Annotated in this window: 10 protein-coding genes and 4 pseudogenes; 12 read left to right on the top strand and 2 right to left on the bottom strand. The window is 50.4% G+C overall.

All coding sequences use genetic code 11. The annotated features are described in order from the left end of the window. Positions 1 to 224: 224 nt before the first annotated feature. From ACODS3_RS01745 to ACODS3_RS01700, 10 genes and pseudogenes are all read left to right on the top strand, one after another. Positions 225 to 1,673, top strand: coding sequence for a PAS domain-containing sensor histidine kinase (locus tag ACODS3_RS01745; RefSeq protein ID WP_489032980.1), 1,449 nt, complete (start codon positions 225 to 227; stop codon positions 1,671 to 1,673). 2 nt (positions 1,674 to 1,675) lie between these two features. After that, on the top strand, positions 1,676 to 2,305 hold the full coding sequence (locus ACODS3_RS01740; protein ID WP_489032979.1) for a response regulator: 630 nt from the start codon (positions 1,676 to 1,678) through the stop codon (positions 2,303 to 2,305). Between the two features lie 179 nt (positions 2,306 to 2,484). After that, positions 2,485 to 2,844 carry a response regulator gene (locus ACODS3_RS01735; RefSeq protein WP_489032977.1) on the top strand — a complete coding sequence of 120 codons (360 nt, stop codon included), beginning with the start codon at positions 2,485 to 2,487 and terminating at the stop codon, positions 2,842 to 2,844. Beyond that, complete coding sequence (locus ACODS3_RS01730) at positions 2,844 to 3,455, top strand: chemotaxis protein CheC (RefSeq protein WP_304576056.1); 612 nt, start codon at positions 2,844 to 2,846, stop codon at positions 3,453 to 3,455. Before ACODS3_RS01735 ends, ACODS3_RS01730 begins: the two co-directional genes overlap by 1 nt. Before the next feature lie 13 nt (positions 3,456 to 3,468). Beyond that, complete coding sequence (locus ACODS3_RS01725) at positions 3,469 to 4,797, top strand: ATP-binding protein (RefSeq protein WP_304576057.1); 1,329 nt, start codon at positions 3,469 to 3,471, stop codon at positions 4,795 to 4,797. 2 nt (positions 4,798 to 4,799) lie between these two features. Continuing rightward, a pseudogene (locus ACODS3_RS01720) lies at positions 4,800 to 6,018 on the top strand (HD domain-containing phosphohydrolase). 56 nt (positions 6,019 to 6,074) lie between these two features. Continuing rightward, complete coding sequence (locus tag ACODS3_RS01715) at positions 6,075 to 6,443, top strand: response regulator (protein WP_304576058.1); 369 nt, start codon at positions 6,075 to 6,077, stop codon at positions 6,441 to 6,443. Further along, positions 6,361 to 6,753, top strand: a complete 393-nt coding sequence (locus ACODS3_RS01710) for an STAS domain-containing protein (protein WP_489032974.1) — start codon at positions 6,361 to 6,363, stop codon at positions 6,751 to 6,753. The genes ACODS3_RS01715 and ACODS3_RS01710 overlap by 83 nt, the downstream gene beginning before the upstream one ends. Before the next feature lie 245 nt (positions 6,754 to 6,998). After that, positions 6,999 to 7,769 (top strand): annotated as a pseudogene (locus tag ACODS3_RS01705) (PAS domain-containing protein); the annotation flags it as partial. A 147-nt stretch (positions 7,770 to 7,916) separates the two neighbouring features. After that, positions 7,917 to 8,306: a methyl-accepting chemotaxis protein gene (locus ACODS3_RS01700; RefSeq protein ID WP_489033139.1), complete on the top strand. Its 390-nt coding sequence runs from the start codon at positions 7,917 to 7,919 to the stop codon at positions 8,304 to 8,306. 522 nt (positions 8,307 to 8,828) lie between these two features. Here ACODS3_RS01700 and ACODS3_RS01695 read toward each other — a convergent pair. After that, positions 8,829 to 9,101 carry a hypothetical protein gene (locus ACODS3_RS01695; RefSeq protein WP_489032972.1) on the bottom strand — a complete coding sequence of 91 codons (273 nt, stop codon included), beginning with the start codon at positions 9,099 to 9,101 and terminating at the stop codon, positions 8,829 to 8,831. A 293-nt stretch (positions 9,102 to 9,394) separates the two neighbouring features. Beyond that, positions 9,395 to 9,634 (bottom strand): annotated as a pseudogene (locus tag ACODS3_RS01690) (transposase domain-containing protein); the annotation flags it as partial. Positions 9,635 to 10,206: 572 nt separating this feature from the next. On the opposite strand from ACODS3_RS01690, the gene ACODS3_RS01685 reads away from it, so the two are divergent. Both ACODS3_RS01685 and ACODS3_RS01680 read left to right on the top strand, forming a co-directional pair. Next, on the top strand, positions 10,207 to 10,653 hold the full coding sequence (locus ACODS3_RS01685; protein ID WP_489032970.1) for a hypothetical protein: 447 nt from the start codon (positions 10,207 to 10,209) through the stop codon (positions 10,651 to 10,653). 573 nt (positions 10,654 to 11,226) lie between these two features. Then, positions 11,227 to 11,844, top strand: a pseudogene (locus ACODS3_RS01680) (ArsB/NhaD family transporter); the annotation flags it as partial. Positions 11,845 to 11,857: the final 13 nt, after the last annotated feature.

The following is an 11,857-nucleotide window of genomic DNA, read 5'->3' as shown; positions in this document are numbered from 1 at the left end:
CTAACGTTCCGGCATTCCGAGCAGATAATATTATTGTGACATCATTCTTGGTCCGGTTTCTCAAAATGTCCAGCCCATTGAAGAAAAGTGGATAATTTAGTGTGCGATTGACCATGCACAAGTTCTAGGGGGTGAAAAGCTAGCTGCACTTTCCCCGCCCCAATTAGCTTTGAACTATCATCGCCTCAGCTCGCATATGGATACCGGCACGAATGGAGTCGATCATGACGCAGGAAACGCGGGAACACAGCGAACCCCGTTATCGGGAAATTTTCGAGCACTCGCTGGATATGATGTGCCTGTTAGAGGTCGGGCCGACGTTGGCGCTGACTTGTCTGGAGGCTAACCCCGCCCTGTATCGCCGACTTGCTCGTGCTCAGGACGAACTGATCGGTAAAGCCATCGGGGAAGTTCTAACACTCGAAGTGGCCAATATCGTGGAGGCGATCTGCTTACATTGCATCGATGTAGCTGGACCGATAGAACTCGATACCCAGTTACCGTGTAGCGCCCAGCCACTCTACGTGCATTTCAATCTCGTACCGTTGAAGGATGCTGCTGGTGCGCTTCGGCGAATTGTGTGTATTGCCCGCGATTTCACCGATCTTCGTGAGGTTCAACGTAAGGAGCGTGAGCGTCAGCAGGAAATTGGCACGTTGGTAGAAAACTCTCCCGATGGTATTGCTCGCCTTAGTACTGACCGCCGACTGTTGTATGTCAATCCGACACTTGAGCAGTGGCTGAATAAGGCCAAGGAAGACCTGTTGCAGCATTTGTTGGATGAGGTCTTATGGCCAGGTGCACAATCGCGCATGCTGATCGAGGCCATCGCCGAGGCAGTGGAGCGGGGACGCATTGTGGAGCACGAGTATGTGCGAAAGCGCTCCCGGCAGGAACAGTGGGTGTTCCAGATCAGTCTGGTACCTGAATGGGATATGCAAGGACGATTGACCAGTTTACTGGCGGTCATTCGGGACATTTCAATATTGCGCAACGCCCAGCGCAACCTAGCGTCGTCCAATGCCCAGTTGCATGATTTGCTGAGCAGCCGGGAGAATGCACGTGAAGAAGAGCGCAAATTTATCGCCAGAGAGATTCATGACGAACTAGGCCAGTACTTGACCGCAATCCGGATGGGTATATCGCTGCTCAGGTTCCAATATGGTGCGCAACTACCAGCTCTAGGAGAGCAGGTAGGCAACCTTTTGCAGCTTGCAGACAGAACGGTACAGGTAGTACGCAACGTTTCAAACTCCCTGCGCCCTTCAGCCTTGAACATGGGGCTGGCGGCCTCGCTGGAGTGGCTGACCGACGAGTTCACCCGTCAATGGTCGATGCCTTGCAGCCTCGACCTGCCAGCAGAATTGCCGATTCTGAATGATGCCGACGCTACGGCCGTATTCCGGGTTATCCAAGAGTCCCTGACCAATGTCGCCCGGCACGCCAACGCTTCGCGAGTGGATATTACGCTGACACATGAAAGCGGAAGCTGGTTGCTACAAATCGTTGATGATGGCCAAGGATTTGAACTAACTAATCTGGGAGGTAAGACCCTCGGGTTGTTCGGTATGCGCGAGCGCGCCCTCATGTTGGGTGGCAGCGCTGAAATATCCAGCATGCCAGGCAGCGGTACTACCGTACGGCTTTGGATTCCCGATCACAGGAGTGCCTGATCATGATTCACTTACTGATAGCAGATGATCATCGGATCATGCGAGAGGGACTTAAACAATTGTTCGCTCTGGTCAAAGAGTTGGAGGTGGTGGCGGAGGCCGAGAATGCTGCTCAGGTCCTTGCTGGCTTGCGTACGCATCAGGTGGACGTATTGTTGCTGGACATGAGCATGCCTGGGGAGAGCGGCGAAAGTCTAATCGCGCGCATCCGTGCACATTATCCGCAATTGTCGATTCTGATCCTTACCATGCACAACGAGACCCACATCGCCCAGCGCGCCCTTCGCGCAGGAGCCTCAGGCTATCTGACCAAGGACCGCGACCCCGAGACCTTGCTGACTGCCATACGCAAGGTCGCTGCGGGTGGGCGCTATCTCGATCCGGTGGTGGCTGAGCAGATCGCCCTGCAAACCACTACATCCGGGTCGACAGCTCCCGGAGAGAGTCTTTCGGACCGTGAGCTCCAGATTTTACGCCTGCTGGCCCAAGGCTTTAGCGTCAACGAAATTGCACAACAGCTCATGATCAGCAACAAGACTGTGAGCACTCACAAAGCCCGGCTAATGGAAAAAATGAGTTTTCTCTCCAATACCGACTTAGTGCGTTATGCGATCAGTCAGGACTGGATCTGAAAAAATGAGGCAGGCCATGTAGGAAAATCCCTACACGCTTCGCGAATCCCTAACGCAAGATCAGCATTGTCTGATGGCTCATCGCCATAAATAGCGAGATATTGGTCGCAAGTCCCGATGAATGTTGTTTCTCCGGCCCGACCGAGGCTGAAGGACACTTCATAAAGGTGGAGTGCGCCATGAAAGTACTAATAGCCGATGACTCATCCATGTCTCGCAAGCTGGTCTTGCGCTCACTTCCCTTAGCACTGACCGAAGATATCCGTCAGGCCTGCAACGGTGCCGAAGTGATGGAGGCATACCATTCCGGGTTAGTGGAACTGCTGTTTCTCGATTTGACCATGCCTATCATGGATGGCTTCCAGACTCTTGAAGCTCTCAAGCGTGAAGACGCCAACGTCGTGGTAGTGGTGATCAGCGCAGATATCCAGCCTCAGGCCAGACAGCGAGTATTTGATCTGGGCGCTTCTGCATTCGTGGCCAAGCCGGTGACGGCTGAAGCTGTACTCAATGCTTTGCACATCATAGGGGTGCTGTGATGGAAAACCTGGCCGCGCTCACCGAAGACCAACGCGACGCATTGCAGGAACTGATGAATATTGCCATGGGACAGGCTGCAGAGCGCTTGGCACTACTGACCGATACCATCGTTACGCTCTCGGTTCCTTTCATTCACCCATTGGTGCAGGAACAGGACAACCTGTCGATTCCAGATCATCTGCGCAGCAGTTCCATGATAGTGACGCGACAGTCCTTTCTGGGCGAGTTGCGTGGGGAAGTGTTCGTTTGCTTTGGTGCCATGGGAGCCGATGAGCTGGCTGAACTACTGGGATATGACGGCGGTGGCCCAGAGCAACAGGAAGAGTTGATGCTTGATGTCACCAACATTCTCTCCGGTGCATGCATCAGCGGATTGGCCCGGCAGGTGGCAATCCAGGTGAGCTATGACGCACCTTCGATTTTAGTTCGTCGCGAAGAACCGCAGAACTGTCTCGAAGAGTTAAACCTGAATGAGCATCTGGCGATGGTGCTGGAAATCCGTTTCGAGGTTGAGGCTCATCAGTTTTCCTGTGACCTGCTGATTTGCATCACTGAACGTACTGCCGGGATCGTCGTTCGCGCGATTGATCGTCTGCTTGACGGGCTTTGAAAGGAGCATCTTCATGACAGAAAACAAGGCCATTTCCCGAGAAACTCTTGAGTCCATGCTCAAGGCCATCAACATGGGTGTGCTCTTGGTTGATAAGGAGTACAAGGTACTGTTCTCTAATCACTTCATGTCCATCAATAGCGGTCGCCCGGCTGAAGACTTGCTTGGACATACACTGTTTGAAGCATTCCCGGAGTTGCCGGAGCGCTGGACCAGGCAAAAGATCAACAGCGTCTTCACCCTGCAGAATTTCGCTTTCACCTCTTGGCAGCAGAGGCCGCACCTCTTCAATTTTGGCAGCACTCGGCCTATCAGCGGGTCGGTCAGGCACATGTATCAGAATTGCACATTCTTTCCGGTACAGGATGCCTATGGCAGCTCTCTTGGGGTTGGTCTGGCTATCAGCGATGCGACTGACACTGCGGCCCGCCAGTTGGAATTGGCGCAACTTAACGAGTTGCTGGAAGCGGAAAAGAGCGCCCAGGCACGCCTGATCGCGCGCCTTGAGGAAGCCCAGGCGCAGTTACTGCAATCCGAGAAAATGGCTGCGATAGGTCAACTCGCAGCTGGTGTGGCTCATGAGATCAATAATCCGATTGGTTTTGTATCTTCCAACGTCAATAGCCTGCGTGGTTACCTTGCTGATCTTTTCGCTCTGATTGATGCTTACGAGAGGGCTCGCGAAGAAGGCAATGCTCAGGACCACCATGAGCTTGCGATGCTGCGCGAAAAGACTGACTACAACTTTCTGCGTCAGGACATCGGTGATCTGTTGATCGAATCGGTCGACGGGCTTGACCGAGTCAATCGGATAGTAAAGGACCTGCGCGAGTTCTCCCACGTCGACAGCTGTGAATGGCAACTTGCTGATCTACACAAGGGGCTGGACAGTACCCTCAACGTCATCTGGAACGAGATCAAGTTCAAGGCGCAGGTTATCAAGTATTACGGCGACCTCGAACCTATAGAGTGTATGGGTTCTCAGATCAATCAGGTCTTCCTGAACCTGATCATCAATGCCAGTCATGCAGTTGGTAGCAATGGTGAAATCATCATCAACAGCGGCCGCGAAGGCAACGGCGTATTTATCGAAATTGCCGACAACGGCCATGGTATTCCGGCTGATATCCAGAACCGGATATTTGAACCGTTTTTCACCACCAAGCCCGTCGGGATGGGATCGGGTCTTGGCTTGTCGCTATCCTACAACATCGTCGCCAAACACCATGGAAAGCTCACAGTAGAAAGTGAGCCGGGCCGGGGGAGTTGTTTTCGAGTGTGGCTGCCTTTGCGCCAACCTCAGGTAGCGACTCCCTCCACCTCTGCCGTAGAAGGAAACTGATCATGAGCACGGTATCCGAGAGCGAAAAACGCTATACCGTTCTGTTGGTGGATGACGAAGAGAGCATTCTCAGCAGCCTGCGCCGTGTGCTACGTGGCAAACCGTATGACTTGCTGTTGGCGACCAGTGGCGGCCAGGCACTGGGTCTTTTCGAGCTCCACCATATCGACCTGATCGTCAGCGATGCGCGCATGCCGGGTATGGATGGGCCAACCCTGCTCAGCCAAGTGTATCAACGCGATCCTGAGTGCATGAATATTCTGCTGACCGGTTATGCCGACCTGAGCATGATCACCAAGGCGATCAATGAGGGGCACATTTTTCGCTATATCAGCAAACCCTGGAATGACGAGGAACTACGGCTCACGCTGGAACGGGCTCTGGAGATGCAGAGTGTTCGCCGTGATCGGGATAACTTGCTGGGACTTATCCGCGAGCAGAACAATACTTTGCGTGATCTCACTGACAGCCTTGAACGAAGGGGCAATGCGCGTACGGCAGAGTTGCAACAGACCGCAGAGATGCGAGATCTGGCTTACGACGAGTTGCGGCACAGCTACATAACTAGTACTGAAGCGTTTTCGCTCATGGTGAATCAGCGCCTCCCGCGCGTTCGCCAGATCAATCAACGAGTCATAGAAGTAGTTCGCGCCTACTGTGCCCACAATGCTTTCAGCGAGGCTGATACCCGTAACCTGTCTATGGCTGCGGCTTTGTACAACATCGGTAAGCTGGACTGGAGCGACCAGCTGTTGCAGGACGCCAACAATCTCATCCGTCATCATCAGGAACACTGGGATGGTAGCGGTTTCCCTGACCACCTCATGGGCCAGGCCATCCCTTTAGGCGCACGCGTCCTGAAGCTGGCGGTTGATTATGTGGAGCTGCAATGCGCACTAGTACTGGATCGCTACCTCACCTGTGACGAGGTACTGGTACATCTGCGCCACAATAAATCCCGGCTTTACGATCCCGGACTGATTGAGCCGTTTATCGAGGTTTGTACCCGTTATCTGCCGGAAAACTTTATCGATCCGTCGGTCAAGGTCATGGATGTGAGGCGTTTACAGCCCGATGGTGCTCGACCGTAATCTAAATGCAAGTAACGGAGTGTTGCTGAACGAAAGCAAGGTGTTGACGGCTTTGCTGATCGAAAAGCTGACGGCTTTTGAAACTGTAGAGAGTGGTTATTTCACGGTGTTTATTCGGGCTGATAATTAGGTCGAAACATCGGTGTTTGTACTTGATTTTTACCCGGTTCCGCTGGAGTGCAACCCATGGCTCAATCGATCCTGATCGTGAGTGACTCGTCTTCTCTCAGTCGAATGCTGAGTATCACCCTCAAGGGGGGCGGTTATGACGCGATAAACAGCTGCGAGCCTAGCGACGCTTTGGTTTGGCTAAGCAAGAACAAGGCGCATCTGATTCTGGTTGATATGGATATGGCGGCGATGGACGGGGTGGCCTTCGTGGAGGACGTCCGGTGCTTACCTGCCTGCAGATTCACTCCGGTTGTCATGCTTACAGCGGTAGTCGACGACGAGGTCCGTCGTCGTGGCCTGAATGCAGGTATCAAGCATTGGATCTCCAAGCCATTCCAGCCTCACCATCTGTTGGCGACGGTTTACGTCCAGATCCTTCTATAGAGAGGGCACTATTATGTGCGACGCTGATCGCCTCTTGCAGCGGATAGTCATCAAGGAGGGAGACCTGACTATGATAACGGCAATTGCTCAACAGGAGCTTTTGCTGGATTTGATCCCTATGGCCTGGGAAATAGAAATAGATTTAGGTGACGTCGTGGAAATAGATGCTGCTGGTGTACAGCTACTGATTGTTGCCAAGATTGAATCAAATCGCCTAGGGCGTCAGTTGCTGTTGAGCAACGCTAGCGAGGTCATGATCAACGCGTTGGAAATGCGTGGTTTGGGTCGTCTGTTAGACGCGGGTTCTTGAGTTGTAAAGCTATTTAGGTAACAAGTATCTGCCTGCAGATGGTGTAAAAAATATATAGGTATATATTATTAATTTTTATGGGTGAGGGTTTATAAATAAATTAAATAAAAATGCTAGTTGTGAGAAACGGGTGCAAGAAATGCCAAGATTTAGTTGCTTATCGGGTTGTGGTTTTTATGGAAAAAACTTGGCTTATCTCTCATCAAAGCAGTTGCCCATAAGGTAAACAATGCGGAGTAAAAGCCATGTTTTCATTTAATAAAAAAAACGAAATCCTGGGCTACCAAAAAAAAATCACGGAGCTTCAATGCCGTGGCTCATCCCTTGACAGATCGCTGGCAGTTATTCGTTTCAAGCCTGATGGACACGTCCTTGATGCAAGCGATCTTTTTCTGGATACCTTGGGTTACGCCCGTGAAGAGGTAATTGGTAAACATCATAGAACTTTCTGTGAGCCATCTTTTTATAACTCTAATGAATATAAAAAATTCTGGCAGACTTTAGCGAGTGGAGAATCACAAAAGGGGACGTTCAAAAGGGTTAAAAAAGATGGATCTTTTGTCTGGATAGAAGCAACGTACTTTCCCGTGAAAGATGAGGAAAATAAAACCATAGAGATCTGTAAGATTGCTGCAGATATTACTACTAAGCAGGAGCGCCTTTTGCTTCTTGACTCAGCATACACAGCTATCAGTCGATCAATGGCAGTTATTGAATTCTCTCCTGAAGGTGTGGTACTGACGGCAAATGAAAATTTTCTCAATGCTATGGGCTATCGGCTGAACGATATAAAAGGCCGACATCATAGAATGTTTTGCTTCGACGATTTTTATCAAAAAAATCCAAGTTTTTGGCAAAATCTAAAAAATGGAATTTTTTGTGGAGGTCAGTTTGAGCGTAAAAACTCATCAGGAAATACCATTTACCTTGAAGCAACCTACAATCCAGTAATTGATGGAAACGGCGAGGTAATAAAGATAATTAAATTCGCCACTGACGTAAGCACCCAAACGAACAAGTCTGAAGAAATCCGTAAGGCAGCAGAGCTTTCTTTTACTACTGCTGAGGAGACTTCACAAATTTCAATACGTGGAATTGAATCTCTGGGAAGTTCTATTGAGCTATCCCAGAAAACTGTAGATCTTATCAATAATGCGGTTGCTTTGATTAATGAGCTAAATAGCCAGGCTAAAGACATTGAAAAAATAGTCACGACTATTCAAAGTGTGGCAGAGCAGACTAATTTATTAGCGTTGAACGCCGCCATCGAAGCTGCTCGTGCCGGCGAAATGGGTCGAGGTTTCGCTGTTGTCGCCGATGAGGTTCGTCTACTCGCTGCTCGTACCAGCCGCGCCACAGTGGAGATTCAAAGCGTAGTTACTGAAAATGGGAAGCTGACTCAACAACTCAACGTCAACATGAATAGCATTGCTACTAGCGCAGACGAGAACAACGATCAGATTGTATCAGTTACAACTATAATGCGCGAGATAAGTAACGGTGCTGACCATGTTGCACGTACAGTATCGACGCTGTTTAAGGAAAACCGTTAACTTTTGTTCTACAGAGATAGCATGATCGAAAACAAAAGCTGTCTCGACTACAGAGACGGCTTTTTTAACTGTCAGAATTTTTACTCTTTCAAATGCGGTATTTCGTCTACCCTTGACTTGCTGGATACAGCATCACTTTTCGTTTTTGTGGCTACACCATTACTAACCATAGTCTGGTTTTTCGCCATCAGTGGTTGAGGCTTAGTAAGGGACCAGCAAAAACACCTTTGCCGACGCTGCGGGCGAGTGAGATTGAGCAGTTATTGCCGCATAGGTGGGTAACCACGTTAGATTTGTAATCCTTACCATGTGTGGGCGGGCATCATTCGCAGTCCCCGCTGGACCGGCATCAGTCACGTAAACGGATGTCCATCCATAGACCTCTGCTTCCAGCACCAAAAAATAACCATCCGTCGCCTTCACAGATGAGACCTACCTGCGCGCCCTCAAAGTTCTCGACTCCCGCCATATGGGCTGTTGCCGTAACCAGGCAACTTGCCGAGCGCGTTGCTTTCGATTGCTTCAATTATGCCTGATGCCGCTTTGGTCCGGGCCAAAAGTCCGGCTAGGAAACAGAAAAACCAAGGCAACGATTGCGATTATCGTGAGCAGAGTGAGACCAGCGACACTGTAGGTCACCAACATGGAAAGAACTTTGGCTGCCGCCTTATGCATGAGCTGGAGCGCTTTTTCGAGCAGGATGCAGATCAGAATCAGCGGAAGGATGAACATCACTCCACCCGCCACCGTTGTATTCACGAACCTGAGCATCACCCAATCTTCTTTCAGGTCCATTCGCCGCGTACCGAAAAATTCAGCTAGCTCGTGGCGGTCGTCGTACAACCATCGCAGTGGTCAAACAGATGTCTGGTTTATTTTTCGTATGTGTTTGGGAGCCAAATTCCACCAGCGCGCTAAGCCGATATACACCCAGTTTGGGTTTAGCTGGCCGCTACTTACCTTGACTCGCCCAAAAACAAAGGTCGATAACAGTCCGAGTCTGTCAGACTGGTTCGACCTACAATGCCCTTGTTATAGATCATTTCAGTGGACAAACGTAAGCGTCTGCCAAAGTCACCTTGCATGACTCAGGCAGGCGTCCACCGATGCGGCAATAGCTGCTCGATCTCACTCGCCCGCTGCGTCGGTAGCCGCGTTAGCACGTCTTTGAGATAGGCATACGGGTCATGCCCATTCATACGTGCCGACTGGATCAGACTCATGATCGCCGCCGCCCGTTTTCCGCTGCGCAGCGACTCGGCAAATAACCAGTTGGAACGTCCAAGTGCCCACGGACGAATCTGATTTTCGACCGGATTGTTATGTACGCCCTGATAAGGCGTATGAGTTCAGTGGGTGCGAATTGTCGTTTATGTTTGCGACAGGTTTAATTCTCTAGAGCATTCGGCATGACCGGCTTTTTGGGAGGTTGCGACAGTTTTGTGATATTTCGCAAACGAGCTGGACGCCGCGAAAAGCGAGGGCCTTCTGCGACAGCTTTAATTCTCAAAAATCAGCCTCAGTTCCGCCAATCTCGGATAAGCATCAATTTAACGGGGAATTGGTTTCTGGCTTAGGAGGGGCAAGTCGAATGTCTCTCCCCAACCGCTGCGGTTCGATGAAGACTGGCCATAGACCTTTTCTGTCGAGGTGGGCTAGGGTAGCCAAAAGATAGCTTTTTGCCATATGTTTAGCATCTATAGGGCACCTTTCGGTAGATCTGAGCCTAATTGGGCTGTCAATACACCCACGCAAGCCATTCCGGATGTCGTGATGTAGGGACCAAAAAAGTGGCGAAAAAAAGCAAGCCTCGAAAGGCTTGATCCCCAGGCGGATGGTTTGGTGGTTAACGTATTGACTCTTCTCAGCACCGATATTTAAATTTATAATGAGGAAGAGTATGGGTAATAAAGAGCAAAATCTTAAGGCTGGAGAGGAAAAGAAAAATAATGGTTTTCCCACAGAGCTAATTACTGAGCCTCAACTAAGTCTTAGCCTTGACAAGTTTTTTTCCCACCTGCTTCATATAGAAGCAAAAGATGTGACCCTCAAATGGGTATTTGATCATGTCAGGAACTATATTATATGCGGCGTAGTATTGTGGGGTGGTGTTGGTGCGTTTAGCTTACCAAAGCATAGCTACATAGACGTTTTTACACATGGCATTGGTGGCGTCGTCCTGATTGTTAGTTTATTGGTGTTTTTTGCGCTCAATTTACTTCATGGTATTGTGGGGGTTTCAAAAATTCGTAATTTGGGGGCTATTGGAAAATTTACTTACCTAATTTCCTGTTTGCTAGTCTTGTTTGCGGCACAGATATTATACCTGACGGCAAAGTCATCATAAGGCTTCAAATTTTGATGATTATACGCTTCTAGCATTTAGTAGGTAATATCGCCGCTTTCGTTAATTCTCGCACCCGCCATAGGCTTTCCAGCTAACAAAGTCAAAAGGGGGGACTGAAATGAGGCTGCCTCTGCAGGCGTTCGTAGGACGTTGCGTCGCATGTACGAATCTGGCTCCAGTGCATATCGTCCTTCGCTCATACGTTCAAGCAACCTTGAGCCTCCGCTAGGTGGCCTCTGCGACATATCTCGAGGTACGAATGGCGAGACGCGTTGGATCACATACGTTTTACCGGTTCTCCAGCACCTGGACTGGGGCCACGTCAATGATGCCCAACGGCCAAATACTGCATGGCTAGCATCGCCAGCCTGAACCTTACTCAAGGGCAAAAAACACCGTTGATGAAAACCATACTTGGAAAACTACGTCTGTTCGAAGAGCGCATTTATTCTGTGAGTCTAGTAGGCTTTTCTCATCTTTTCTGTAAATTCCACGCTCGGTGCTCACAGATAAGATGATTTCATACCCGCGTTTACTGCGCATCACTAATCATCTATTTTGTAAAACTACACAACCTTTGTCGCAGGCTGGTGGGTGTTGGCTCTTCTGCTGATCGGCTTTTTCGTGACTGAACCACTGGGCATACCGATCAGCGTCATTGCAGCGGTGTGTGCGCTCATCCTCTACGTGATAGCGGCTCGCGGCCACGCCATCGACACCGGAAAGGTGCTTAAGGGCGCACCTTGGCAGGTGGTGATCTTTTCGCTGGGCATGTACTTGGTCGTCTACGGGCTCAAGAATGCCGGGCTCACCGATCACATCTCACAGATCCTGAATACCTTCGCTGGCCATGGCATCTGGGGCGCCTCCCTTGGCACCGGGCTGCTCACAGCGTTGCTGTCGTCGATCATGAACAACATGCCCACAGTGTTGGTCGGCGCCTTGTCCATTCACGGGGCAGAGGCGCAGGGCGTGGTTCAGCAAGCCATGGTGTACGCGAACATCATCGGTTGCGACCTGGGGCCGAAGATCACGCCCATTGGCAGTTTGGCGACACTGCTCTGGCTACATGTCCTCGCCAAAAAGAACATCACTATCACCTGGGGTTACTACTTCAAGACCGGGATCGTGCTGACTCTACCCATCCTGATTGTCACGCTCTGCGCCCTGGCGCTACGACTCAGTATCTAAATCCATGAGGCAC

It is taken from the genome of Pseudomonas sp. FG43 (genome assembly GCF_057809175.1).
This window is presented reverse-complemented; position numbering and strand designations above follow the sequence as displayed.

Bases quoted from the DNA above. Each gene is read 5' to 3' on its own strand.
- ACODS3_RS01745 (WP_489032980.1), top strand. From the start codon at position 225: ATGACGCAGGAAACGCGGGAACACAGCGAACCCCGTTATCGGGAAATT.
- ACODS3_RS01740 (WP_489032979.1), top strand. From the start codon at position 1,676: ATGATTCACTTACTGATAGCAGATGATCATCGGATCATGCGAGAGGGA.
- ACODS3_RS01735 (WP_489032977.1), top strand. From the start codon at position 2,485: ATGAAAGTACTAATAGCCGATGACTCATCCATGTCTCGCAAGCTGGTC.
- ACODS3_RS01730 (WP_304576056.1), top strand. From the start codon at position 2,844: ATGGAAAACCTGGCCGCGCTCACCGAAGACCAACGCGACGCATTGCAG.
- ACODS3_RS01725 (WP_304576057.1), top strand. From the start codon at position 3,469: ATGACAGAAAACAAGGCCATTTCCCGAGAAACTCTTGAGTCCATGCTC.
- ACODS3_RS01715 (WP_304576058.1), top strand. From the start codon at position 6,075: ATGGCTCAATCGATCCTGATCGTGAGTGACTCGTCTTCTCTCAGTCGA.
- ACODS3_RS01710 (WP_489032974.1), top strand. From the start codon at position 6,361: ATGCAGGTATCAAGCATTGGATCTCCAAGCCATTCCAGCCTCACCATC.
- ACODS3_RS01695 (WP_489032972.1), bottom strand. From the start codon at position 9,101: ATGGACCTGAAAGAAGATTGGGTGATGCTCAGGTTCGTGAATACAACG.
- ACODS3_RS01685 (WP_489032970.1), top strand. From the start codon at position 10,207: ATGGGTAATAAAGAGCAAAATCTTAAGGCTGGAGAGGAAAAGAAAAAT.